The organism is Arthrobacter sp. UM1 (assembly GCF_020483305.1).
Classification (GTDB): domain Bacteria; phylum Actinomycetota; class Actinomycetes; order Actinomycetales; family Micrococcaceae; genus Falsarthrobacter.
This window is the reverse complement of record NZ_JACWAB010000005.1, coordinates 41,981-66,481: the sequence shown is the minus strand read 5'-3', so window position 1 is coordinate 66,481 and position 24,501 is coordinate 41,981. Positions and strand designations below refer to the sequence as shown.

Here is a 24,501-nt window from a genome sequence, read left to right as displayed (position 1 = left end):
ATATCCAGTTGTGGAGGCAAGGGGACTCGAACCCCTAACCCTCTGCTTGCAAAGCAGATGCGCTACCAATTGCGCCATGCCCCCAGATGGGCGATGCCTTCCGCAACCGCGCTGGTCATCAGCATGCTGGGAAGGCTATCGAGTGGGCGTACCAGGACTTGAACCTGGGACCTCTTCGTTATCAGCGAAGCGCTCTAACCGCCTGAGCTATACGCCCTCACCGGTCCATCGGACCGAGAGACAACTCTACCGAACCCTCCCTGGCAATGCCAAATCGAGGAGGGCCGGCAGAACCGCCGGGAAGACAGGCCTCGGGGCTGTCGCCCTCGAGCCGGCCTCCCGCCGGTCAGTCGTCCGTGAGCGTGACGCCCACGCCGCCCACGAGGGACGCGCAGATGTTGTAGAGGACCGCAGCGAGCGTGGCCAAGGCCGTGAGGAGCACGATGTTCACGAGCGAGATGATCGTGGTGAAGGAGACCACCTGCTGGAGCGAGGCGATCTGACGCACGTCCACGCTGCTCATCGTCTGGCCGCCCACGTCACCGATCAGGGTGTTCATGCGGTCGAAGATGCCCGTGAGGTCCAGGACCGTCCAGAGGACGATCGAGGCCACGACAGCCACCACGCCGAGCGCCACCGAGAGGAGGAACGCCATCTTGAGCACGGACCACGGGTCCAGCTTGGAGACGACGAGCCTCGCCTTGCGGGACTTGGCCTTCGGCGCCGGCCGGACGAGGCCCTGCCGGGACTGGGTCCCCGAACGGGCCGGAGCTCCAGAACGGGACTGGGCTCCTTGACGGCTCGGAGAGGCCGGACGCTGCTGGGACCCGCGGGAGGCCGGCTGCGTCGTCGAGCGCTGGATCGGACGGCCGGCCTGGGGACGGTTTCCCGCGCGGGACGCGCCTGCGCGCCCGCTCTTCGACTCACTCACTCAGTTCCTCCGTGGACGTTCCTTCAGCTTCCGCCGCCACGAGATCGCTCTCGCCGGGGGCGGGTTCAGTAGTCAACGGTACGCCATCGCCCTTGCCATCCCCGGATTCGGCCCCGTCCTCGGAGTCGGCGAGCGCCTGCTCGATCTCCTCGTCCAGGTGGCGCTCCGAGTTCTTGGCCACGGCGATGATCGAATCGCCCTTGTCCGGCTTCGCGAAGATGACGCCCATCGTGTTGCGGCCCTTCGCCGGCACGCCGTCCACGCGGGAGCGGACGATCTTGCCCTTCTTCATGACCACCAGGACGTCGTCGTCCTCCCCGACGATCATGCCGCTCACGAGCACGCCGCGCTCGTCCGCGAGCTTGGCCACCTTGATGCCGAGGCCGCCGCGACCCTGCGAGCGGTACTCGCTCACGTGGGTGCGCTTGGCGTAGCCGCCCTCGGTCACCACGAACACGTAGCCCTCGTCCGTGATGACGTCGGCCGAGAGGAGGTGGTCCTCCCCGCGGAACTTCATGCCCGTCACGCCCGAGGTGGCGCGGCCCGTGGGGCGCAGCGTCTCGTCCGTGGCGGTGAAGCGCACGCTCATGCCCTCGCGGGAGACGAGGAGGAGGTCGTCCTTCTCCGAGATGAGGCGCGCGGCCACGAGCTCGTCCCCCTCGCGGAGGTTGATCGCGATGACGCCGGCGGCCCGGTTGGTGTCGTAGTCCTCGAGCCGCGTCTTCTTGACGAGGCCGTTGCGCGTGGCGAGCAGGAGGTACGGGGCCACGTCGTAGTCCCGCAGCTCCATGACCTGGGCGATCCGCTCGTCCGGCTGGAACGCGAGCAGGTTGGCCACGTGCTGGCCCTTCGCATCGCGCCCGCCCTCGGCGAGCTCGTACGCCTTAGCCCGGTATACCCGGCCGAGGTTGGTGAAGAAGAGGAGCCAGTGGTGCGTCGTCGTCACGAAGAACTGCTCGACGACGTCGTCCTCCCGCAGCTGGGCGCCGCGGACGCCCTTGCCGCCGCGGGCCTGGGAGCGGTACTGGTCGATCCTCGTCCGCTTGACGTACCCGCCCCGGGTGATGGTGACCACCATCTCCTCCTCGGGGATGAGGTCCTCCATGTTGACGTCCCCGTCGAGGCCGCGGACGATCTCCGTCCGGCGGTCGTCCCCGTAACGGTCCACGATCTCCTGGAGCTCGTCCGAGACGAGGTCCCGCTGGCGCTGCGGCGTGGCCAGGATCTCCTTGTAGTCCGCGATCTCCTCCATGAGGCGCGCGTACTGGTCCTGGATCTTCTGCCGCTCGAGGGCCGCGAGGCGGCGCAGCTGCATGTCGAGGATGGCCTGGGCCTGGACGTCGTCGATGTCCAGGAGCTCCTTGAGGCCGTTGCGGGCGTCATCCACCGTCGGCGAGCGGCGGATGAGGGCGATGACCTCGTCCAGCGCGTCGAGGGCCTTGAGGAGGCCGAGCAGGATGTGCGCCTGCTCCTCCGCCTTGCGCAGGCGGAACTTCGTCCGGCGCACGATGACGTCCATCTGGTGCGCCACCCAGTGCCGCACGAACGCGTCGAGGGAGAGCGTGCGCGGCACGCCGTCCACGATCGCGAGCATGTTCGCGGAGAAGTTCTCCTGCAGCTGCGTGTGCTTGTAGAGGTTGTTGAGGACCACCTTGGCCACGGCGTCCCGCTTGAGGACGATCACGAGGCGCTGACCGGTGCGGCCCGAGGTCTCGTCGCGGAGGTCCGCGATGCCCTTGATCTTGCCGTCCTTGACGAGCTCGGCGATCTTGATGGCGAGGTTGTCCGGGTTGGCCTGGTACGGCAGCTCCGTCACCACGAGGCACGTGCGGCCCTGGATCTCCTCCACGTTGACCACGGCGCGCATCGTGATGGAGCCGCGGCCCGTCCGGTACGCGTCCTCGATGCCCTTGTGGCCCAGGATCGTGGCGCCCGTGGGGAAGTCCGGCCCCTTGATCCGCTCGAGGAGCGCGTCCAGCAGCTCCTCGCGGCTCGCCTCGGGGTTCTTGAGGGCCCACTGCACGCCGTCCGCCACCTCGCGGAGGTTGTGCGGCGGGATGTTCGTGGCCATGCCGACGGCGATGCCGGACGAGCCGTTGACCAGCAGGTTCGGGAAGCGGGACGGCAGGACGACGGGCTCCTGGTTCTTGCCGTCGTAGTTGTCCTTGAAGTCGACCGTCTCTTCGTCGATGTCCCGGACCATCTCCATGGCGAGCGGCGCCATCTTGGTCTCGGTGTAACGGGGAGCCGCCGCGCCGTCGTTGCCCGGGGAGCCGAAGTTGCCCTGGCCGAGCGCGAGCGGATAGCGCATCGTCCAGTCCTGGATGAGGCGCACGAGGGCGTCGTAGATCGCGAGGTCGCCGTGCGGGTGGTACGTGCCCATCACGTCGCCCACCACGCGGGCGCACTTGTTGAACGCGCGGTCCGGGCGGTAGCCGCCGTCGTACATCGCGTAGAGCACGCGGCGGTGGACGGGCTTCAAGCCGTCCCGGACGTCCGGGAGCGCGCGGCCCACGATGACAGCCATCGCGTAGTCCAGGTAGGAGCGCTGCATCTCCTCCTGGAGGTCGATCTGCTCGATCTTGTCATGCCCCTCCGGCACGACGACGGGCTCGGGCTTGATCTCCCGGGCCTCGTCCTCGAGGCCCGCCTCCTCGGCGTCCGCGGGGAGCTCGCGCTCCCGGTCTTCGGTCTCCGGGGTCTCGTTCTCGGGAGTCCCGTTCTCCGGGTTCTCGTTCTCCGGGTTCTCGGGGGTGTTGTCGCTCATGGCTTCCTTTCGCGGCGGGTTCTAGGGCATCCGGTGGATCAGATGTCCAGGAACCTCACGTCCTTCGCGTTCTGCTGAATGAAGGTGCGGCGCGAGTCCACGTCGTCCCCCATGAGAACCGAGAAGATCTGGTCTGCTGCGGCGGCGTCCTCCATGGTCACCTGGCGCAGCGTGCGGCGCGCAGGGTCCATGGTGGTGTCCCACAGCTCGTGGTAGTCCATCTCGCCCAGGCCCTTGTAGCGCTGGATGCCGTTGTCCTTCGGCAGGCGCTTGTTGGCGGCGCGGCCGGCCGTGAGCGCGGCGTCCCGCTCGGCGTCCGTGTAGACGTAGTCGTGCTGGGCGTTGGACCACTTGATGCGATAGAGCGGCGGCTGGGCCAGGAACACGTGGCCCTGCTCGATGAGCGGGCGCATGTACCGGAAGAGCAGCGTCATGAGCAGCGTGGTGATGTGCTGGCCGTCCACGTCCGCATCCGCCATGAGGATGATCTTGTGGTAGCGGAGCTTGGACATGTCGAAGTCCTCGCCGATGCCCGTGCCGAACGCCGTGATCATGGACTGGACCTCGGCGTTGCCGAGCGCCCGGTCCAGGCGGGCGCGCTCCACGTTGAGGATCTTGCCGCGCAGCGGGAGGATCGCCTGCGTCCGCGGGTCACGGCCGCGCTTGGCCGAGCCGCCGGCCGAGTCTCCCTCCACGAGGTAGACCTCGCACTCCACCGGGTTCTTCGAGGAGCAGTCCGAGAGCTTGCCCGGCATGCCGAACGACTCGAGCGGGGACTTCCGCCGCGCGTGGTCCCGGGCCTTGCGGGCCGCCATGCGCGCCTGGGCGGCGAGCTGCGCCTTGCGGATGATGCTCTTGGCGGAGACCGGGTTGCGGTCCAGCCAGTCGCCCAGCTGGTCCGAGACGACGCGCTGCACGAACCCCTTGGCCTCGGAGTTGCCGAGCTTGGTCTTCGTCTGGCCCTCGAACTGCGGCTCGGAGAGCTTCACGGAGATGACGGCGGTCAGGCCCTCGCGGATGTCGTCGCCCGTGAGGTTGTCCTCCTTCTCCTTGATGAGGCCCTTCTCCCGCCCGTAGCGGTTGATGAGAGACGTCATCGCGGTGCGGAAGCCCTCCTCGTGGGTGCCGCCCTCGTGCGTGTTGATGGTGTTGGCGTAAGTGTGGACCGACTCGGAGAAGGCCGTGGTCCACTGCATCGCGATCTCCGCGGAGATCTTGCGCTCCTCGTCCTCCGTCTCGAACGCGATGACGTCCTCGTGGACCATCTCCGCCTTCTTGGACGCGTTGAGGTGCTTGACGTAGTCCAGCAGGCCGTCCTTGTAGCAGTACTCGACGACGCGGGGGCCCTTCTCCTCCGCCTCGGAGTCGTCCGCGATCTCCTCGCCCTGCTCCTCGAGCTGCCGCTCGTCCGTGAGGCGGATCCGCAGGCCCTTGTTGAGGAACGCCATCTGCTGGAAGCGGGCGCGCAGCGTCTCGAAGTCGTACTCCACGGACTCGAAGATCTCCGGGTCCGCGTAGAACGTCTGCGTGGTGCCGGTCTCCTCGGTGGCCTCGCCCTTCTCGAGCTCGCCCTGGGGGCGGCCGCCGTCCGCGAACTCCATGCGCCACGCGTAGCCCTGCCGGCGCACCTCGGTGCGGACCCGGCGGGAGAGGGCGTTGACCACGGAGATGCCCACGCCGTGCAGGCCGCCGGAGACCGCGTATCCGCCGCCGCCGAACTTGCCGCCGGCGTGGAGGATGGTCATGACCACCTCGACCGTGGGCTTGCCCTCCGTGGGGTGGATGTCCACCGGGATGCCGCGGCCGTTGTCCTTGACGCTCACGCCGCCGTCGGCCTGGAGGACCACGTCGATCATGTCCGCGTAGCCGGCCAGGGCCTCGTCCACCGAGTTGTCCACGACCTCGTACACGAGGTGGTGGAGGCCCCGGGGACCCGTGGAGCCGATGTACATGCCAGGACGCTTCCGGACCGCCTCCAGTCCCTCGAGGACCGTGATGGCGCTTGCGCCGTAGTCGTTCTGGACCGCGTTGGACGGGGCCTCGTTCTTGTTCTCTGCCACTGCCGGCTCAAACTCCTGAAAAGTCTCGGCGAACGCCGCTCAGACGACGCCCGGTCAATCCCTGCAATTCTACCAACTGACGCCTCGGATGGGGGCCGTCCATGCCCTGAGCGTCCGGATTCCTCACCTGGAAGCGATTGAGGGGGCACCCGGCGGGAGGGAGTCCGCCACGGGGGTCGAGGCGCTCAGAGAGCCTTCTGCGCGCCCGGCGTCCCGAGTCCCGTACCCCGGGGCCTACCCGTAGGTGTCCCGGGGGCCGCGGCCGCGGACGGTGCGGTAGCCCTTGCGCCAGCTCGGCGCCGCGGGCCCGGTGATGTCCAGGCGGGTGACCACGCCGTCGCCCAGCCGCTCGTTGAGCTGCCGCACCACGTGAGGAGCCATGAGCTTGAGGTTTGTGGCCCAGGCCGTCGAGTCGCAGCGGACCCGGACCGTGGAGTCCTCGAACGCCACCGCCTCGCAGTGGTCCGCGATCTCCGCTCCCACGAGCTCCCGCCACCGCGCGATGACGCCTCCGACGGCGACCGGCTGGCTCCACCCCCGCTCCTTGAGGAAGCGGCCGAAGATCCGGCCGATGCCCTGCGGATCCCGGCCGAAGTAGGAGTCGTGCTCCCCGCGCCGCGCGCGGTCCTTGGCCCGGGCCTCGCGGGTGAGGTCCCTGTCCTTGACCTTCGCGCGGGAGCGCGCCACCTGGCGGGCGTCCACCCTGCGGTCTCCGCGCTCGGCGGCGTTGGAGCGCACGCGGTTGAGGAGGGCCCAGGCGGCGTCGACGTCGTCGGGCTCGCCGGACTGATCCGGCTCGGGGGCCGGCTGCTCGGGGGCGGCGTGGCTCATGCCGCCTCGCCCTCGAGCGCGACCTCGCCGGGCGTGACCGTGAACGCCCGCCCCTCGAGCCCCTCCGGGACGTCATTGCCGACGGCGGCCGTGATGAGCACCTGCTCCGCCTCGAGCACCAGCCGGCTGAGACGGGCCCGGCGCTGGGCGTCCAGCTCTGCGAAGACGTCGTCGAGCACCAGGATGGGGCAGGCGGCCTCGGACGAATCGTCCTCCCGCATGAGGCGGAAGGACGCGAGCCGCAGGGCCAGCGCGAAGGACCAGGTCTCGCCGTGGGACGCGAACCCCTTGGCGGGGGCGGTGCCGAGGATGAGGGCGATGTCGTCCCGGTGCGGGCCCACGGTGGTCGTGGCCCGCTCGCGGTCCTTCTGGCGGGAGGACTCGAACGCACGGAGGTACGCCTCGTAGAGGCCGGCCGCGTCGAGCTCCCGGAGCCGCTCGGCGTGCGCGGGATCCGGGGCGGAGCGCTGCTGCTCCACGTCCCCGGCGAGCGAGCTGAGGTAGACGAGGCCGGTGGCCTTCTGGCCGTCCGCGAGCCGGTGGTAGGCGTCCTCCACATGCGGAGCGAGGCCGGCCAGCACGGTCAGGCGCGCCTTGGTCAGGGCCGCGGCCGCGCGGGCGAGCTGCTGGTCCCAGACCGCGATGGTGGACTCGTGGCCCTCGCTCCACTGGCGGCGGCCGGACTTGAGGAGGGCGTTGCGCTGCTTCAGGACCTTCTCGTAGTCCCCGCGCGCCTTGGCCAGGTAGGGGAAGAGCGTCACAATGAGGTCGTCCGCGAACCGCCGCCGGTGGCTGGGCTCCCCCTTGACGAGGGCCAGGTCCTCGGGGGCGAAGAGCACCGTGCGTGCGATCCCCGCGATCTCCCGGGAGCGCATCGGCGCGGAGCGGTTGATCCGGGCCCTGTTCGAGCGGCCCGGGGCGATCTCAAGCTCGAGGACGCTCTGCTGGCCCCCGCGGACGATCCGGGCCCGGACGATGGCCCGCTCCGCCCCGAAGCGGACGAGGGGCGCATCGCTCGTGACCCGGTGCGAGGCCAGCGTGGCGAGGTAGCCGATCGCCTCGACGATGTTCGTCTTGCCGACCCCGTTCGAGCCCACGAAGACGTTGACTCCCGGACCCAGCTGCAGATCCGTCTGCGCGTAGGTCCGGAAGTCCGTCAGGGAGAGTCGGTCAATGTACATGCCCCGCCGCGTATATGCCTGCTAGGCCTTCTTGACCGCGTGGCCGCCGAACTGGTTGCGCAGCGCCGCCACGGCCTTCATGGCCTGGGAGTCCTCCTGGCGGGACTCGAAGCGCGCGAAGATCGAGGCCGTGATGGCCGGCAGCGGCACCGCCTGGGCCAGGGCCTCCTCGACGGTCCAGCGGCCCTCGCCGGAGTCCTCCACATAGCCCTTGATCGCGTCGAGGTGCGGGTCTTCCTCGAGCGCGCGGACCAGCAGGTCGAGCAGCCACGAGCGCACCACGGTGCCCTGCTGCCAGGCCTTGAACGTGCCCGTGACGTCCTTGATGATGTCCTTCGACTCGAGGAGCTCGTAGCCCTCCGCGAGGGACTGCATCATGCCGTACTCGATGCCGTTGTGGACCATCTTGGCGTAGTGGCCGGCGCCGACCTCGCCCACGTGGACGAAGCTGTCCGAGCGCTCGCCCTCCGGGCGGAGCGCGTCGAAGACCGGCATGAGGCGCTCGATGTCCTCGTCCCGGCCGCCGGCCATGAGGCCGTAGCCGTTCTCGAGGCCCCAGACGCCGCCGGAGACGCCGCAGTCCACGAAGGCGATGCCCTTCTTGCCGAGGTGGCCGGCATGCTTCTGGTCGTCGGAGAATCGGGAGTTTCCGCCGTCGACGACGATGTCCCCGCTCTCCAGCTTCTCGCCGAGCTCGGTGATGACCGAGTCCGTCACGGGGCCGGCCGGAACCATGACCCACACGCTGCGCGGGGACTGCAGCCTCTGGATCATCTCGTCGACAGAGGCGACGTCCGAGACCTCCGGGTTGCGGTCGTACCCGACCACCTCGATGCCGGCGCGGCGCAGCCGCTCCCGCATGTTGTTGCCCATCTTTCCGAGGCCGATGAGTCCGAGTTGCACTGTGGAACCACTTTTCTTCATTGGGGGATCAGCCCCTCGTCAGAGGGGCCGCGGTCAGTAGTTCGGGAGGCGGACCGGCATGACGAGGTACCGGTAGTCTCCCTCGTCCTCGCCCTCGAGCTCGTGCTGCGCCGTGATCATGGCGGGCTTCGGAGCCGAGGTGAAGGAGAAGCGCACGTACTCCGATGAGAAGGCGCCGAGGCCCTCGCTGAGGTACAGCGGGTTGAAGGCCACGGTGATCTCCTCGCCCTCCAGCTGCGCGCTGATGGACTCGGAGGCCTGTGCGTCCTCGCCCGTGCCGGCGTCCAGGGTGACGGCGCCGTCCGTGAAGGCGAGGCGGATGGGCGTGTTCCGCTCGGCGACGACCTTGACGCGGTTGACGGCGCCGACGAGCTCCGCGGTGTTGACCACGGCGTGGATCGGCGTGGACTCGGGGAACAGAGAGCGGATCTTGGGATAGTCCCCGTCCACGAGCAGGCTCGTCTGGCGGCGGGAGGAGGACTCGAAGCCGATGAGGTCCGCGTCGTCCTTGAGGGCGATCGAGAGGTCTCCGCCGCTCGCAAGGCTCTTGGCCACGGAGTCCAGGGTGCGGGCCTTGACGAGCGCCGAGGTGCTGATGTCTGTGGCGTTGGGGCGCCACGGCAGCTCGCGCATCGCGAGGCGGTAGCGGTCCGTGGCGAGGAAGGTGATCTTGTCCGCCTCGAACTCCAGGCGCACGGCCGTGAGAATCGGCAGCGTGTCATCCTTGCTGGCCGCCACGGTCATCTGGGACACGGCGGTGGCGAAGTCCGCTCCGTCCACGGTTCCGCTGACATCCGGGAGAGCGGGAAGCTCCGGGTATTCGGCGTCCGGCATGGTGGCCAGGGCGAAGCGGCTGGAGCGGCACGTGAGCTGCACCTTGGAGCCCTCGGTCTCTGCCGTGATGGTGGCGGAGGCCGGGAAGCTGCGGATGACCTCTGCGAGAAGGCGGCCGGGAACCAGGATGGTGCCCTCTTCCTGGATGTCCGCCTCGATCTCGAGACGGGCGCTCGTCTCATAGTCGAAGCTCGAGAGCGTGAGCACTCCCGCTTCGCCCTTGATGAGGATTCCGGAGAGCACCGGCGCAGGCGGACGGGGCGACAGGGACTTGGCCACCCAGGACACGGCGTCGTTGAGGACATCGCGTTGGACAGTGAATTTCACGCGCGTTCCGCCTTTCGAGCGCGGTGGGACCGCGGTCTGTGGTTCGAGAGTTACCAGGTGACAGCTTATCCCGCTTGCAGAACACCGTGCAGGGCGGAGATCGGAGAACGTGGACAAGGTTCTCAGACCCCCGTCTGTCCGACGTTTGTCCGAGAGGAGTGCGGTTCGCAAGGCTCGTCAGCCGGTTCGTCCGAGGGAGTGACATGTTATTTGGATTCGAAGGATTCAAGGAAGGGGAGTGTTAACAACCCCTGTTGAATCTGTGGACAACTGGCCTCTCTCGGCGTGGAGCCTGGGATCCGGGGCCCGTGAGCCTGTGAGCGAGGATGTGTGCAGCTCCCGTTGAGCGGTGTTCAGCGGTGTGGACAGGATTCGGGCCCTTGAACGCCGTGCACAGCGCGGCTCGAGTTGTCCACCGATCGAGGCCGGTTTTAAGACGAGTTGTCCACAGCCTTGTGCACAGCTGTTAAAAAGCCCGGCATGACAGGGATCTGCCCTCGTGCCCTGCCATGCGCGGCCGACGGGGGTCCTCCGGCGGGCGTCAGGACTCGCGCTGCTGCTGCTTGATGCGGTTGGTCAGCTCTGTGACCTGGTCGAAGATCTGCCGCCGCTCGGCCATGAGGGAGCCGATCTTGCGGGTGGCGTGGATGACCGTGGTGTGGTCTCGGCCGCCGACCGCCGCACCGATGTCCGGGAGCGACTTGTCCGTCAGCTCGCGGCACAGGTACATCGAGATCTGCCGCGCGTCCACGAGGTTCTTCTTCCTGGACTTGGCGCACAGCTGCTCCACGGTGAGGCCGAAGTACTCCGCCGTCGTCGTGAGGATCTGCTGGACCGTGATCTTCTCGGCGTCCGAGTCGGTGATGAGGTCCTTGAGCACTTGGTCCGCGAGGGCCACGTCCACCGGCTGCCGCGTGAGGGAGGCGTAGGCCGTGACGCGGATGAGCGCGCCCTCGAGCTCGCGGATGTTGGTGGAGATGCGGGAGGCGATGTACTCGAGCACCTCCTCCGGCACCTTGAGGCCCTCGAGGATGGCCTTCTTGCGGAGGATCGCGATGCGTGTCTCCAGCTCCGGCGGCTGCACGTCGGTGAGCAGGCCCCACTCGAAGCGCGAGCGCAGGCGGTCCTCGAAGCCGGAGAGCTGCTTCGGCGGGAGGTCGGACGTGATGACGATCTGCTTGTTGTGGTTGTGCAGCGCGTTGAACGTGTGGAAGAACTCCTCCTGCGTTCCCTCCTTGTTGGCGAGGAACTGGATGTCGTCGATGAGGAGGATGTCCACGTTGCGGTAGAGCTGCTTGAAGCTCGAGCCCTCGTCGTCCTTGATGGAGTTGATGAAGTCGTTGGTGAATTCCTCGCTGTTCACATACCGCACGCGGATGCCGCTGTAGAGGCTTCGGGCGTAGTGGCCGATCGCGTGGAGGAGGTGCGTCTTGCCGAGGCCGGAGTCACCGTAGATGAACAACGGGTTATATGCCTTGGCGGGAGCCTCAGCGACGGCGAACGCCGCCGCGTGCGCGAATCGGTTGGACGCTCCGATGACGAACGAGTCGAAGATGTACCGCGGATTGAGCCGGCCGAACTCCTGGCTGGTGCTCGGGGGCGCCGGCACCGGGGAGGCCGCCGAGGACTCCGGCGCCGGGTGCTCCTCCGCCTCGGGCTCGCCGCCCGCTTCCGCGTCCGCAGGCTCCGACGACGACGGCGGCTGCGCGGGCTCCTCCGCGGCAGGGCGGGCGGGGGCCTCGCGCTGGATCGGCTCGATCGACGGGTCGATGACGTAGGCGCACTGGAGGTCCTGGCCGAAGACGTCCCTGATCTTCTCCGCGAGGATGTCCCGCAGCTGGGACTGGAGGACTTCCCGCGTCAGCTCATTGGCCACGGCGACGAGGATCGTGTTCCCCATGAGGCCCTGGGCCTTGGTCAGGATGAGGAAGCCGTACTGGCGAGGGGTGACGTGATGCTCCAGGGAGTGCACTGTGGTGCGCCACTGGTTGCCGAGATCATCGACGAGTTCTTCAGTCACGGGCAGTCCTTGGAGCGTCGGGATCGGGCCGGGGTCGGACTTCCCAGTATAGGGCTGTCCACAGGGTTGTGCACAGTTGTCCCCACTTGTGGGCAAGTGGCATCATGCCTGCCGACGGCGTGGCGGATTTGACCGGCCCGACCCGTCCCGCCTAATGTTGTTCAGTCCTATGTGTCTTTTGCGCACCGTCGCGTCTGCCGTGTGCTGAAGGCCGAGCAATGAGCGCCCTTCCCCCGTCTGGCGGGCGAGTGGCCCCATTCCACCAGTCTTTGGAGAATCACCGTGAGCAAGCGGACTTTTCAGCCGAACAACCGCCGTCGTGCCAAGAAGCACGGCTTCCGTCTTCGCATGCGCACCCGTGCAGGCCGCGCCATCCTCGCCGGCCGCCGCAGCAAGGGCCGCGCAGCCCTCTCTGCCTGAGCCCTGCTGAGCCAGTCGGGGACAGCGTGAGCCAATCGGGCACAGCGCGGCTCTGACGTGCTTCCGCGGCAGCACCGAGTCCGGACCTCGTCAGAGTTCGGCTTCGCACTACGTTCCGGCGCCCGCTTCGGGGGCCGGAACTTAGTCGTTTTTCTGGCCGATCTCCCGGACGGCGAGGCCCCGAGCACCGTCGGCTTCCTCGTCTCCAAGAAGGTGGGCAACGCCGTCACCCGGAACCGCGTCAAGCGGCGCCTCCGGGAGAAGGCCGCCGGTTTCGTGGCGGAGCGCCCCGCGGGGGCGAGCCTCGTGGTGCGGGCCCTGCCGCCGGCCGCCGGGCTCACCTTCGAGGAGCTCGCCGCAGACTTCGAGCGGATGCTCCGCGGCGCTGTCTCCAAGGCGGAGCGCCGCCGGGGGCGGCGATGACGGCCGGGCAGGCTGTGCGCCGGGCCGCGGCGTTCGTCGTCGACATCCCGCGCCTCGTGCTCATCGGAGCGCTCAAGCTCTACCGGCTGCTCATCTCACCCCTCTACGGCCAGGTCTGCCGCTTCTATCCCAGCTGCACCGCCTATGCTTTGGAGGCAGTGACCGTCCACGGCGCGGTCAAGGGAACCGGGATGTCCGTCTGGCGGGTGCTGCGGTGCAATCCCTTCAACTCCGGCGGCGTGGACCACGTTCCGCCGGGCTCGCGCCGGTGGTCCCCCGAGAATCTTCCCCGCATTCTGGTCCTCAATCACGCGCGGACTGATGACTACATCGACGGCCCTGCGGCCGCCAAGGAGCAATAAATGGGCAACTTCTTCGACACGATCCTGGCCCCGTTCAAGTGGCTTGTGTCGGCCATCCTGTGGGTGTTCCACGAGGGGCTGACCAAGCTGGGGATGGATCCCTCGAACGGATGGACGTGGGCGCTGGCCGTCATCGGCCTCGTGCTGGTCATCCGCGCGCTGCTGATCCCGGTGTTCTTCTACCAGATCAAGGCCCAGCGCGGCATGCAGGCGATGCAGCCGGACATCGTCAAGCTCCAGGCCAAGTACAAGGGCAAGACGGACCAGGTCTCCCGCCAGCGCATGGCGGAGGAGCAGATGGCGCTCTACAAGGAGCACGGCACCAACCCCTTCGCGGCGTGCCTGCCCCTCATCATCCAGATGCCGTTCTTCTTCGCCCTGTTCCAGGTGCTCAACTCTGTCTCGAAGAGCCGCGACGCGGGCCACGCCATCTTCCTGCTCAACCCGGAGCAGGTCCGCCAGTTCGACGACTCCAAGATCTTCGACGCGTTCCTCTCCTCCGCGCTGCTGCACCCGCAGCCGGGCGACAACCGCGTGTCCGTCGTCGTCCTCTCGATCCTCATGATCCTCGCGATGATCGCGACGCAGTTCTACACGCAGAAGCAGATCATGTCGAAGAACATGACGGCGGAGGCGCTCAACAGCCCCTTCATGCGGCAGCAGCAGATGCTTCTGTACGTGCTCCCGGTCGTGTTCGGCGTGGGCGGCATCAACTTCCCCATCGCGCTCCTCATCTACTGGACCGTGACCAACCTCTGGACCATGGTGCAGCAGTGGTACGTCATCCGCCGGATGCCCACCCCGGGCTCCCAGGCGGCCCGTGAGCTGGCCGAGCGCCGCAAGCGCAAGGGCCTTCCGGAGAAGGTCCTGCTCGGCACGCCGAAGAACCGCGACGGCGAGGCTGCGGCCGGCGCCGAGGAGCCGGCGCCGAAGCCCGTGCGCAACCAGCCGGTCCGAAAGAACAGGAAGAAGAAGTGAGCGAGACCTCCACTCCGAACGAAGTGCTCGACGACGAGGCCCCCGAGGCCCAGGACGCCGTGGAGTTCGAGGCCGAGGAAGAGGCGGTCGACGAGGGCGAGATCGCCGCGGACTACCTCGAGGAGCTCCTCGACATCGGCGATTTCGACGGCGACATCGACATCGAGGTCCGCAACGGCCGCACCTATCTCTCCGTGGTGGCGGAGGAGGACCACGCCCTGGATTCCCTCGTGGGCCGGGACGGCGAGGTGCTCGACGCGCTCCAGGAGCTGACCCGACTGGCCGTCCTGGCCGAGACGGGCGAGCGATCGCGCCTCATCCTGGACATCGCCGGACACCGCGCGGAGCAGGGCGGACGGCTCAAGAAGCTCGCAGAGAAGGCGATCGCCGAGGTCAAGGAGTCCGGCGAGTCCGTGGCTCTGGACCCGATGTCCCCCTACGAGCGCAAGCAGGTGCACGACGTCGTGGCCGAAGCCGGCCTGACGAGCGAGTCCGAGGGCGAGGGCTCCAAGCGCCACGTCGTCGTCCTGCCGAGCTGAGGCCTGGCGTGAACGCGGAGCACGCACCGCTTCCGGAGGAGCTGACCGCCGCCGCCGAGGCGCTTTTCGGCGAACAGCTGGACCTGGCGCGTGTGTATGTGGAGCACCTGGCGACGTCCGGGATCGAGCGGGGTCTCATCGGCCCGCGCGAGGTTCCCCGTCTGTGGGAGCGCCACGTCCTCAACTGCGCGGCGCTCGGGCCGTGTCTGCCCGCGGGGAAGACCGTGGCGGACGTCGGCTCCGGGGCGGGCCTTCCGGGACTGGCTCTGGCGATCGCCCGGCCGGACGTCTCCTTTGTCCTCATCGAACCTCTGGAGCGCCGCTGCATCTGGCTGCAGGAGGTCATCGACGATCTCGGGCTGGAGAACGTCACCGTGATGCGGGGCCGGAGCGAGCAGTTCTTCGAATCCGTGAACGCGGACATCGTGACAGCGCGGGCCGTCTCCGCCCTGGCCAACCTCGTGAATCTGACTCTGCCTCTCCTGCACGGGAACGGATCGCTCCTGGCGCTCAAGGGGCGCAGCGCCGCCGAGGAGATCGAGAAGGCGCGGAAGAACATCAAGAAGCTCAAGGGCCGGAACCCACGCGTCTACACGGTGGGAGACGAGCTCCTCGCCGAGCCGACGACGATCGTGCAGATCGACCTCGGGACCGCCGCAGCGGAGGACAGCGCTCCGGCGGAGTAGCCTCTTCGGCGGAAGGGGCCTCATTGGAGGGCCGCTTCGGTGGGCGGCGGGTCGGTCGGATGGTGCACGCTGGACGCGGTCCGCCCCAGCTGTCCACAGCTGGAAGCGCGAAGCGGAGCGCATGCACCCGACACGTTAGGCTTGAAGGAGCGCATTGAGCCGTGCATCCCCTTGTGTGGGTGCATTGCGGCTTTATCAACCAAAGGGAGTTGAGGCGCCGTCGTACATCGCATGTTTCACGTGAAACATGGGTGGGCGACGACGACTCTGCTCTCACGCCTGAATGGAAGGCATAGGAATTCATGGAAGCGATGGACGATTCGACTCCCCTTGCACGGCAGCTCGCCAGTGAGAACAAGCGGAGGAAGAAGCTCATGGGGCAGCCGGTGCCCAAGCCGGAGAACACCCGTGTCTTCACCATCAGCAACCAGAAGGGCGGTGTCGGCAAGACGACGACGACCGTGAACATCGCGGCTGCCCTGGCCAAGGCCGGCATGAACGTCATGGTGGTGGACATTGACCCGCAGGGCAACGCATCGACGGCCTTGGGCATCGAGCACCATGCCGACGTGGACAGCATCTACGACGTTCTGATTGACGACATGCCATTGGCCGACGTGGTCCAACAGTGCCCGGATCTCGAGTCGCTCGTGTGCGCCCCGGCAACGATCCATCTTGCGGGAGCGGAGATCGAACTGGTGTCCCTCGTGGCACGAGAGCAGCGTCTTCGGCGAGCAATCGATCAGTATGCCGAGTACCGGGAAGAGCAGGGGCTCCCGCGGCTTGACTACATCTTCATCGACTGCCCCCCGAGCCTTGGCCTTCTCACGGTGAACGCCTTCGTGGCCGCACGAGAGGTGCTCATCCCCATTCAGTGCGAGTACTACGCCCTCGAGGGACTGAGCCAGCTGCTCAACAACATCGCCATGATCCAAAAGCATCTGAATGCAGAGCTCGTCGTGTCTACGATTCTGCTGACGATGTACGACGGCCGAACCAACCTGGCGGCCCAGGTGGCGCAAGAAGTGCGTGAACACTTCCCTAATGAGGTCTTGCAGGCTGTTGTGCCTCGCTCCGTACGCATCTCAGAGGCGCCGAGCTATCAGCAGACGGTGATCTCGTATGACCCCAGCTCTACGGGTGCTCTCTCCTACCAGGAGGCCGCCGCGGAAATCGCCAAGAAGGGCGCGAAGCGGCCGGCTTAGAATGCTCGTTCTCCCCTGGGGGAGGTGGGGGCCGGCCAACAGGCGACGAGCAGGCAAACACATATACGAGTCCCTTTCCACGTTGCCCAGGTCTGCAGGGTTGCATGTGTGAGCCCGCGGTTGACTCCGCTTGTGCGAGAACAGTGTGCGGCGCATCGAGCGTGCTGGCGTCGTGTGGAGCGTAGCCCGGTCGTCATAGCTGTCCGCGAGGGTCTTGGAGAGGCTTCGTCGATCTGATGTGACTCCTCAGTGGCTGGGTAGGAGGTCTGTTTGCTCAATTTCGGGGCATCCCGGGATGATTGGCAACCCAACTAAGTTGGTCTTCTCCAGACTGTGCCACTGAACGAACCAATCTTCTGCTTCACTGGCAGCGTTTCACGTGAAACGTTGCCTGGACCGAGGACGGCGTTCCACGTGAAACGCCGAAGTGATCACAACGGGTGCCGAAGGTGGGCGGCGACTATTCCCCTTCGCGCTCTAGCGCGACAGTGTCGAGTAGAGGCATACGTCAGCTCGGTCCTGAGAACCGCGGCAACGTGGCTGAGCCTGGATAGCAGGCGGAGGCGCGTATAGGTCCGGAGGAACTCATGCCGGGTCATCGCGCCGCTCTGGTGACGGATAGAAAACCCGGCCCTCCAGCTGGACAAGAGGAGAGGGTCCGGAAGACATTCACTCACCGATGCCAAAGCTATGCCCACCCGAAGGCACGTTCTCAGTTCAAAGCCGCAGCTGAGGAGCAAACGACCCTCTGGCCGCCGGCCAAAGGCGCTTGAAGATAGGAGTTTCTGAGTGCAGCACTCAGGCGCACGCAGTGAGCGACAATCACCCTTAGAAGCGCGGTCCTCTTACTGAATCCGCTGTGTCGAGTCTCTACGACAGCTCAAATTGCTGAAGCTACAACGTAGGGAATCGTTGTCGCGGCGACTGGGAGGGAACTTGTCGAACCCGAGAGCGGTCTCTCGCATGCCCAGGAGGTGTCGCACCTACTGGGGATCGGCAGAAGAGAGTTCATACGAGCAGGGGGCTGAGGTGCAGGACGACGTTTCACGTGAAACACGCGCTGTACTGCCAGGTCGAGTAGCCCATGAGGACAGGAACCAGGAGGATGCCGGCACAGTGCAGTGAAGTAGGAGATCTGGATAGCATCCATACCTCGAGCCTGCGTAGCGTAGGAATCCGTCATCGTCGCCCGAGTCCCGACCTCATAGCTGTGTCGCCAGAGGAGCGGAGTCTGAACGGCCCTTGCAGTAGATGCGCTGCCGCACCTGAAGTGGACCTTCTCCGAGCGAAAGGAGCATGACGTTGAGCTGGGCATTGACCCCCTACAAATTTCCAGGTGGATGAATAAGCACGCAGCTAGTCACTTAGGTTGCAATCCGGAGAGACGCCTGCCCTAGGTTGTCCACAGAGCGTTCGCTTCGCGCCCACGTCGCCCAAAGAGGCCCTAAAATGATTAACGACTTCCTTCACGGACACGTGTGTCCGTTTCACGTGAAACAGCTGGAGTGATCTTCATGAGTGAACGCCGTCGTAGTGGTCTCGGACGGGGGCTCGGGGCCCTGATCCCCAGCAGCGCAAGCGTCGCTGGTGACGAAGAGACAGTCACACCAAGCGAATCGACCATGGCTGCCGCGGATCGGATCTCCAGAGCAGCTGCCGAAAAGGCCAAGGCAGCCTCCGCAGGACAGTCACCGGCTTCCTCCGTCGGCTCAGACGAATCGCCGGAAGCTGGCTCGAAGACGAAGGGCCAGGCGAATCGGGCCAAGAAGCCGTCTCGCAGGAGCGGCGAAGGGAACTCCTCGAGTCCTAGTGAAGGCGAGAAGGCCATGGACGACGTTGGGGCCACCAAATCCATGTCTGCTGTTGACCTGAAAAAGGATGAACAGGCCACCTCCGAGGGCCGGGACGCCGCTCGAGGGGGCGGTTCCGTTTCACGTGAAACGCGCGGGCGAACCCCTCGTTCCAGGGCTGGCCGACCGGTTGACTTCTTCTTCACACCCGGCCGCTCCGAAGAGGAGATTGAGGCCGCCGAAGAGGTTAGCTCTAGCGGAATCAATCTGGACCGGCTACGCGTCTCCAAGCAGACGCCTACAGCACGGAAGAAGAATCAGCGTAGTCCGCAGGAGGCGGGAGCAACTGAGGAGACGCTAGCGCCGGAGTCGACTCGGACGGACGGGTCGACTACTCAGACCTCTCAGGGCCCTCAGGACAGCTCCCAAGAGGCACGACCCGCCCGTGGGTCCTCTCAGTCCTCCGAGGACGCTCACGGAGCGTCTGTGGCCGGTGAGCGGTCCAAGACGACGAAGCCTGCATCGGACAGTGCGCAACATGCTCCTGGGGCGGGAGACGCTGACCTGGGGACAGACGAGCAACTGATGCCGGTGCCGGGCACGACGTTTGCAGAGATTCCAGTTGCCTCGATCCGGCCGAACAGCAAGCAGCCGCGTTCGAACTTCGATGAAGAGGAGATGGACGAGCTCGTCCACTCGATTCGCGAGATTGGAATCCTTCAGCCTGTCGTCGTCCGCCCTGACGAATCGGGGTCTGCCGACTTCGAGCTGGTGATGGGTGAGCGTCGTTGGCGAGCGACGCAGCAGGCAGGACTGGAGCGTATTCCCGCGATCATCCGCCGGACGACGGATGACAATCTCCTCCGTGATGCTCTCCTTGAAAACCTTCACAGGAGCCAGCTGAACCCGTTGGAAGAAGCCGCGGCATACCAGCAGTTGCTCAACGAGTTTGGATGTACGCAGGAGGAGCTTTCACAGCGGATTGGCCGTTCCCGTCCTCAGATTTCGAACACGATTCGGCTGATGAAGCTTCCGCCCATTGTGCAGCTGAAGGTTGCTGCTGGAAGCATCTCAGCCGGCCACGCGCGTGCCCTTCTCGGTGTCCGCGATCCGTCCCAGGTTGTTGAGCTGGCCCAGAGGATTGTCAACGAGGGACTGTCTGTACGCGCGACAGAGGAACTGGTTGCACAACAGGACGCGTTGCGTCAGCCGGATCCCAACAAGAAGCCAAAGCGAGAGACGCCGAGGCACGAGCGTCTCGACTACCTGGCGAACTCGCTGTCGGATCGCCTTGATACCAATGTGAAAATCACGCTGGGGGCGCGGAAGGGCAAGGTCCAGATCGACTTTGCATCGGTCGAAGATCTGAACCGAATCATGGACATCATCAGTCACGAGTGATCCTGGTTTCGCTCTTGGGCGGCGCCTCTCTGTGGAGGCGTCGCCCTTTCTCTATGTGTAGCTGCCCGTGACTGTGTTTCACGTGGAACGCGTGTCTCGTAGGTTCGCTGTCATCAAGGGCTTGAGGACAAAAGGACCGCTGGTGTGCATCGATGGGGCAACGCCCCAGTGCCGCTCTGAGTTCTGGCGTTGACCTCTCTGTCTCAGGGTTTTTGTCGGCAGGCAAGGCGGGCATCGAATCGGCGTATGTGAGTGCCGTGCGTGCTTTGCCTTGTCTGCCTCATGCAGCTTGTGCATGTCCAGAGTCACCTGTGTCGCTCTAGTGGCGGACACTGGACTCCTGGTCGGGACTCGGTCGAGTCCTCCGTTGCCCTCGTCTGCTGCCTCGATGCCGGACGCTATTGCTTATCCGTTGTTCGAAGCATGGCCGCGTCATGTGTTTCACGTAGAACATCACCATTATCCATAAAGCCCATCGAGAGTACGCATTATTTCAGTTGTCAACAGTGTGGATAGCGCTGTGTAGAACTCGGCCTAGCGCTGGATGTGATCCAACGTGCCCCATCATCGCGTTCGGTAGCGCTGAGATGACAGGGGTGCGTTCCACGTGAAAGCGCCTGCGGTAACTAGCACTGTTCTCGATGAATCGGAGCAGGTCTTGGTCCTCTTCCCCTCTGCGGTCATCGGGAGCTGCGGCTTTGGCTGAGAGGGGAGCCTGCATCCGGATGGAAGTCGTTCGCTCACATGATGGCGCGGTGCTTCTGGGCAGCTCACCCCCCCCGTCTACTGGCGCGCGGGGTTGCAGAGTGAACACACTCTGGTGAAGCCAGGTCCCGCCTCTTTGGGCGTATGTGCCAGCGTGACGACGTCTCGAGGGGCACGGCAAACTGTCACCGCTCATAGACGACCTTCGATCTGCGCGGGGTCACCACCGTTTCACGTGAAACCGGGCAGTGGCTTGTGCGGCGAGAAGATCGCTGGGCTCACGTACGTACCATCGCGCAGATCTGTTTCATCTTCGTGCACTTGAAAAGTGGGAGGTTGCGATGCTGTAAATCCGCTAGCCCTCGGATGGCGCTCAGGGTGCCGCTACACGACAAGTCGCGAAGTTCCCCACGGCGTGAGAAGTGTGGACCTTGTTCATGTCTCCGCTGTTGCGCACACCTCGTCCGCGTTTGCCCTCTCTGTGGGGAGAGCATGGCCATCGAGTGCCTGGGTGGTCATCTTGTCGGGCCCACGCATGTTTGGGTGTCCGGGCGCGTGTACATCATCGGCCAGAGAGTGACAGCTGCCAGGAGCCACTAGACATTAGACAGCTGCCCGCCCTCGTTTCGAGGGCCCGTTTCACGTGAAACGCCAGATCACGCGAGGCCAGGTCTTGAGAACAAAAAGGGACGGGCCGAGGCTTAAACCTCGACCCGTCCCCTGGGTGTGCTCGTGTCAGAGCATCAGAGTCAGGAGAGAACTGCCGCGAACTCCTGCTCGAGAGCCTGCTTCGGCTTGGCGCCGAGGGCACGGGCCACGACCTCTCCGTCCTTGAAGGCGAACATTGCAGGGATGGACGTGATCCCGAACTGAGCGGCGGTTGCCGGGTTGTCGTCGACGTTGACCTTCACAACATCAACCTTTTCCGCATGCTCTTCTGCGATCTGATCGAGAATCGGTCCGACCTTGCGGCACGGGCCACACCATTCGGCCCAGAAGTCCACAATGACGGGCTTCGCGTTCTCAAGGACTTCGGCCTTGAAATCTGCATCCGTGACGTCGCGTGCTGCGCTCATCGTCTGCTCCTTATCCTCAAAAGTATTCATAAAACATCTGTTCGGACGGCCCGGTTCTGCGTGCGCCGTCGTCGTAGGTTCGGAGGGAACGGGTCCGACGGATTCCACGAGTCTTCCGGACCCCTCCCCGAGGCTCAACTCTCCTCCGCGCACAGCGGAGGGAGATCAGCTCTGGTCTGCCAGGAAGTGCTCCACGTCGATCGCGGCCACACAGCCAGAGCCGGCGGAGGTGATGGCCTGACGATAGGTGGGATCGACAACGTCGCCCGCAGCGAAGACGCCCGAGACGTTCGTCTTGGACGAGCGGCCCTGGGTGGCGATGGTGCCCTCCGGGGTGAGGTCGAGAACGCCCTTGACGAGATCCGTGCGGGGGTCCGCGCCGATGGCCACGAACATGCCGGTGACGTTCAGCTCGCGCGTGGAGCCGTCCACCGTGCTGCGCAGAACGAGGCCCTCGACCTTGTTCTCGCCGAGGATCTCCGCGACCTCGGCGTCGAGCTCGAAGCGGATCTTCTCGTTGGCCGTGGCGCGGTCCACCATGACACGGGAAGCGCGGAACTCGTTGCGGCGGTGGACCAGAGTGACGGAACGGGCGAACTTCGTGAGGAAGAGTGCCTCCTCCATCGCCGAGTCGCCGCCGCCGATGACGGCGATGTCCTGGTCCTTGAAGAAGAAGCCGTCGCACGTGGCGCACCAGGAGACGCCGTAGCCGCTGAGCTCCTTCTCGCGCGGCAGGCCGAGCTCGCGGTAGGCGGACCCCGTGGAGATGATGACGGCGCGCGCCTTGTAGACGTCCCCGGAGCCGGTGGTGAGCGTCTTGACCTCGCCCTCGAGCTCGGCTTCGACCACATCCTCGAACTCGATCTGCGCGCCGAAACGCTCAGCCTGCTGCTCCAGGTTGGCCATGAGATCCGGACCCATGATGCCTTCCGGGAAGCCCGGGAAGTTCTCCACGTCCGTGGTGTTCATGAGCTCGCCGCCCGCCTTGACGGAGGACGCGAGGATGACGGGGTTCAGGTTGGCGCGGCCCGTGTAGATGCCGGCGGTGTACCCGGCGGGACCGGAGCCGACGATGACGACATCGTGGATCTTGTCAGTGGTCTCAGCGCTCACTCAATGAGCCTTTCTCTCGATCGTGTCAGGTTCTCACAACAGCGAGGCGGGGAACCGTATTCCCCGGGCTCTCGGTCAGCGCGGCCGCACCCTCCCGCCCCCGCGGGCAGGCGCGACGCCGGGCGGGCTAGTCCAGCGTCACCTCGGAGATGACCATGCCCCACGGGTACTGCGCCTGGACGCCGTTGAGGCGGGGCAGCTCGGTCACGTTCATGATGACGTACTGGGACTTCTGGTTGTCCTTGAGGTTCACCTTGACCTGGTCCGAGGTGAAGCCGCCCTGGCCCACCTGCGTGGCGCCTTCGAGGCTGGGCTGGCTGTTCACGTAGACCTGGAACGCGCCGCCGCTGCCGTACTGCTGGCTCAGGTTGAACGACTTCACCGAGGCGGGGTCCTTCAGCTTGAACACGAGGGCGAAGTTCTGGGTCAGGTTGCCGAACTGCGGGTTCGTGTAGACGAGCGATCCCCAGGAGCTCTGCTTGTTGCCGTCGATGATCCGGCCCAGCGTGCCGTCCGAGCCCGCGTCGAGGGTGGGGTTGCTGGGCACCAGGCGCTGGATCTCGGAGATCTGCGGCTTCGGCCCCGGCTTCGCGGACTGCGACGGCGAGGCGCTCTGCGAGGCGCTGGTACCGGAGTCCTTGGCGGACGTGTCCCCGTTCTTCGAGAACAGCGTGCTCAACTGGGTCACGGCCAGGAAGACCGCTCCCAGAAGCAGCGCGGCCAGCAGGACGCCGACGAGCGCGCGAGAGAAGAAGCGTCCCCGCTTGTCCTCGCCCCCGTCTTCGGCGTAGGAGCCGCGGCCCCGCCGTCCTGCCTCGTCTTCAGCCACGGGGCGCCTGCGTTCAGCCTCCGCCCGGCGGTCCCGGCGGCCGTCCTGCTCGAAGCGGTCTTCACGGCCGGTGCGGCCACCGCGTCCTGCCGAGGCAGCGGCCGCGCCGGCGCCGGCGAGTCCAGCCGTGCCTGCCATGGCCGCGGCACCGGGGCGTCCCCGCTCCTGGGCCCCGCTGCGAGTCGAGGCAGCGTCCTCCACGCGGGAGGGCTCATGAGAGTCCCTCTCCGGACGAGCGACAGGATGGCTGCGGGTGGCGTCCGGATCAGTGAAGGAACCGTCCTCGGGACCGAGCGGGCGGACCGAAGGGCGCTTGGCGGCTGCGGGCGCTGCGCTGGAGAGGTCTGCGTCCCGGTGCGCCGGGCGTTCGTCGTCGTATCCCCGTCCTGCGGAGCGGCGGTCCTCCGTCTGATCAACGCGAGGGCGCTCCGCTTCACGGGCGCTCTCCGCCTCGCGCGAGCGGGCGTTCTCCGCCTCGCGGGCGCGGCTCTGCTCCGTCTCCTTGGCGCGGGCCGCCTCAGCCTTCTGCGCCGCGGCGGCATCACGGGCGACGGCGCGCTCCGCGGCGCGAGCGCGGGCCCGCTCCGACATCGAGGACAGGTCGATGAGAGGGCGCTCGCTCTCGACGTCGTAATAGTGCTCGTCCCACTCCTCGTCCTCCTGCGGGGTGGCCTCCCGCTTCTGGCCGAAGATCTCCGACCCCAGGGACTCGGTGAAGAAGGGCTCCACGTACGGCGCATCCTGGCTGACGAGGAGCTCCAGGAGCTCGTCCGCCCGTGCGCGGTTGGTCACGAGAGCGGGGCGCCCGTCCGTGATGACCATGTCCAGCACCTGGATGGGGCTGTGGCGCTCTCCCGTGGCGAGCTCGCGGCCAGACTGGGACGCCTGGCTGGCATTGCGCTTGGAGGCGACGAGGATGCTCACGTTGCGGTTGAGCACCTGGTCCAGACCGGAGAGGACGTCATCGCCGTCCGACGTGGAGGTGATGAGCCCGGTGACCTTGTAGCGGCCGCCGATGATTGAGCCGACCTCGAGGGAGTTGGTCACAGATCAAGCCTTTCCGTGAGACGGGCGCCCGTGACGGGGAAGAGAGCGCACG

General features: G+C 66.2%; 19 protein-coding genes and 2 tRNA genes. 8 read left to right on the top strand and 13 right to left on the bottom strand.

Going from position 1 to position 24,501, the window contains the following annotated elements:
* Positions 1 to 11: 11 nt before the first annotated feature.
* From H9I38_RS07615 to dnaA, 10 genes are all read right to left on the bottom strand, one after another.
* Positions 12 to 84 (bottom strand) — tRNA-Ala (locus H9I38_RS07615).
* A 59-nt stretch (positions 85 to 143) separates the two neighbouring features.
* Positions 144 to 217: transfer RNA gene (locus H9I38_RS07610), tRNA-Ile, on the bottom strand.
* Between the two features lie 129 nt (positions 218 to 346).
* On the bottom strand, positions 347 to 931 hold the full coding sequence (locus H9I38_RS07605; protein WP_226338177.1) for a DUF3566 domain-containing protein: 585 nt from the start codon (positions 929 to 931) through the stop codon (positions 347 to 349).
* Entirely contained in the window at positions 924 to 3,698 is a 2,775-nt protein-coding gene (gyrA, locus tag H9I38_RS07600) for a DNA gyrase subunit A (protein ID WP_226338176.1), read from the bottom strand. Before gyrA ends, H9I38_RS07605 begins: the two co-directional genes overlap by 8 nt.
* A 38-nt stretch (positions 3,699 to 3,736) precedes the next feature.
* Complete coding sequence (gene gyrB, locus H9I38_RS07595; protein WP_226338174.1) at positions 3,737 to 5,758, bottom strand: DNA topoisomerase (ATP-hydrolyzing) subunit B; 2,022 nt, start codon at positions 5,756 to 5,758, stop codon at positions 3,737 to 3,739.
* A gap of 234 nt (positions 5,759 to 5,992) precedes the next feature.
* Positions 5,993 to 6,589: a DUF721 domain-containing protein gene (locus tag H9I38_RS07590; protein WP_226338173.1), complete on the bottom strand. Its 597-nt coding sequence runs from the start codon at positions 6,587 to 6,589 to the stop codon at positions 5,993 to 5,995.
* Positions 6,586 to 7,770 carry a DNA replication/repair protein RecF gene (recF, locus tag H9I38_RS07585; protein WP_226338172.1) on the bottom strand — a complete coding sequence of 395 codons (1,185 nt, stop codon included), beginning with the start codon at positions 7,768 to 7,770 and terminating at the stop codon, positions 6,586 to 6,588. Before recF ends, H9I38_RS07590 begins: the two co-directional genes overlap by 4 nt.
* Positions 7,771 to 7,791: 21 nt before the next feature.
* Positions 7,792 to 8,673 (bottom strand): phosphogluconate dehydrogenase (NAD(+)-dependent, decarboxylating), encoded by an 882-nt coding sequence (gnd, locus tag H9I38_RS07580; protein WP_226338171.1) that lies wholly within the window; start codon positions 8,671 to 8,673, stop codon positions 7,792 to 7,794.
* A 54-nt stretch (positions 8,674 to 8,727) separates the two neighbouring features.
* Complete coding sequence (gene dnaN, locus H9I38_RS07575; protein ID WP_226338170.1) at positions 8,728 to 9,855, bottom strand: DNA polymerase III subunit beta; 1,128 nt, start codon at positions 9,853 to 9,855, stop codon at positions 8,728 to 8,730.
* A gap of 541 nt (positions 9,856 to 10,396) precedes the next feature.
* Entirely contained in the window at positions 10,397 to 11,875 is a 1,479-nt protein-coding gene (gene dnaA / locus H9I38_RS07570) for a chromosomal replication initiator protein DnaA (RefSeq protein ID WP_413463533.1), read from the bottom strand.
* 282 nt (positions 11,876 to 12,157) lie between these two features.
* Here dnaA and rpmH point away from each other — a divergent pair, with 282 nt between their 5' ends.
* From rpmH to H9I38_RS07530, 8 genes are all read left to right on the top strand, one after another.
* Positions 12,158 to 12,295 (top strand): 50S ribosomal protein L34, encoded by a 138-nt coding sequence (gene rpmH / locus H9I38_RS07565; RefSeq protein WP_226338169.1) that lies wholly within the window; start codon positions 12,158 to 12,160, stop codon positions 12,293 to 12,295.
* A 57-nt stretch (positions 12,296 to 12,352) separates the two neighbouring features.
* On the top strand, positions 12,353 to 12,718 hold the full coding sequence (rnpA, locus tag H9I38_RS07560) for a ribonuclease P protein component (RefSeq protein ID WP_226338168.1): 366 nt from the start codon (positions 12,353 to 12,355) through the stop codon (positions 12,716 to 12,718).
* The gene (yidD, locus tag H9I38_RS07555; RefSeq protein ID WP_226338167.1) at positions 12,715 to 13,080 is read left to right on the top strand and encodes a membrane protein insertion efficiency factor YidD; all 366 of its coding nucleotides are present in this window, start codon (positions 12,715 to 12,717) and stop codon (positions 13,078 to 13,080) included. Before rnpA ends, yidD begins: the two co-directional genes overlap by 4 nt.
* Positions 13,081 to 14,058 (top strand): membrane protein insertase YidC, encoded by a 978-nt coding sequence (gene yidC, locus H9I38_RS07550; RefSeq protein WP_226338166.1) that lies wholly within the window; start codon positions 13,081 to 13,083, stop codon positions 14,056 to 14,058.
* A complete protein-coding gene (locus tag H9I38_RS07545; RefSeq protein WP_413463532.1) occupies positions 14,055 to 14,597 on the top strand; it encodes a protein jag in 543 nt (180 codons plus the stop codon). The genes yidC and H9I38_RS07545 overlap by 4 nt, the downstream gene beginning before the upstream one ends.
* A gap of 8 nt (positions 14,598 to 14,605) precedes the next feature.
* Positions 14,606 to 15,283 (top strand): 16S rRNA (guanine(527)-N(7))-methyltransferase RsmG, encoded by a 678-nt coding sequence (rsmG, locus tag H9I38_RS07540; protein ID WP_226338165.1) that lies wholly within the window; start codon positions 14,606 to 14,608, stop codon positions 15,281 to 15,283.
* A gap of 302 nt (positions 15,284 to 15,585) precedes the next feature.
* Positions 15,586 to 16,488, top strand: coding sequence for a ParA family protein (locus H9I38_RS07535; protein ID WP_319002217.1), 903 nt, complete (start codon positions 15,586 to 15,588; stop codon positions 16,486 to 16,488).
* A gap of 1,853 nt (positions 16,489 to 18,341) precedes the next feature.
* A complete protein-coding gene (locus tag H9I38_RS07530; RefSeq protein ID WP_413463536.1) occupies positions 18,342 to 19,679 on the top strand; it encodes a ParB/RepB/Spo0J family partition protein in 1,338 nt (445 codons plus the stop codon).
* Between the two features lie 1,454 nt (positions 19,680 to 21,133).
* Here the strand turns inward: H9I38_RS07530 and trxA are convergent.
* The 3 genes from trxA to H9I38_RS07515 all read right to left on the bottom strand — a co-directional run bounded on the left by trxA (position 21,134) and on the right by H9I38_RS07515 (position 24,449).
* Positions 21,134 to 21,460, bottom strand: coding sequence for a thioredoxin (gene trxA / locus H9I38_RS07525; RefSeq protein ID WP_226338163.1), 327 nt, complete (start codon positions 21,458 to 21,460; stop codon positions 21,134 to 21,136).
* A 165-nt stretch (positions 21,461 to 21,625) separates the two neighbouring features.
* Positions 21,626 to 22,573, bottom strand: a complete 948-nt coding sequence (gene trxB, locus H9I38_RS07520; RefSeq protein ID WP_226338161.1) for a thioredoxin-disulfide reductase — start codon at positions 22,571 to 22,573, stop codon at positions 21,626 to 21,628.
* A gap of 127 nt (positions 22,574 to 22,700) precedes the next feature.
* A complete protein-coding gene (locus tag H9I38_RS07515; RefSeq protein ID WP_226338159.1) occupies positions 22,701 to 24,449 on the bottom strand; it encodes a hypothetical protein in 1,749 nt (582 codons plus the stop codon).
* Between the last annotated feature and the right edge of the window lie 52 nt (positions 24,450 to 24,501).

Excerpts from the sequence above, each read along its gene's own strand:
- recF (WP_226338172.1), bottom strand. The coding sequence starts at position 7,770 with ATGTACATTGACCGACTCTCCCTGACGGACTTCCGGACCTACGCGCAG.
- trxA (WP_226338163.1), bottom strand. The coding sequence starts at position 21,460 with ATGAGCGCAGCACGCGACGTCACGGATGCAGATTTCAAGGCCGAAGTC.
- H9I38_RS07530 (WP_413463536.1), top strand. The coding sequence starts at position 18,342 with ATGTCTGCTGTTGACCTGAAAAAGGATGAACAGGCCACCTCCGAGGGC.
- H9I38_RS07535 (WP_319002217.1), top strand. The coding sequence starts at position 15,586 with ATGGAAGCGATGGACGATTCGACTCCCCTTGCACGGCAGCTCGCCAGT.
- gyrA (WP_226338176.1), bottom strand. The coding sequence starts at position 3,698 with ATGAGCGACAACACCCCCGAGAACCCGGAGAACGAGAACCCGGAGAAC.
- H9I38_RS07590 (WP_226338173.1), bottom strand. The coding sequence starts at position 6,589 with ATGAGCCACGCCGCCCCCGAGCAGCCGGCCCCCGAGCCGGATCAGTCC.
- yidC (WP_226338166.1), top strand. The coding sequence starts at position 13,081 with ATGGGCAACTTCTTCGACACGATCCTGGCCCCGTTCAAGTGGCTTGTG.
- yidD (WP_226338167.1), top strand. The coding sequence starts at position 12,715 with ATGACGGCCGGGCAGGCTGTGCGCCGGGCCGCGGCGTTCGTCGTCGAC.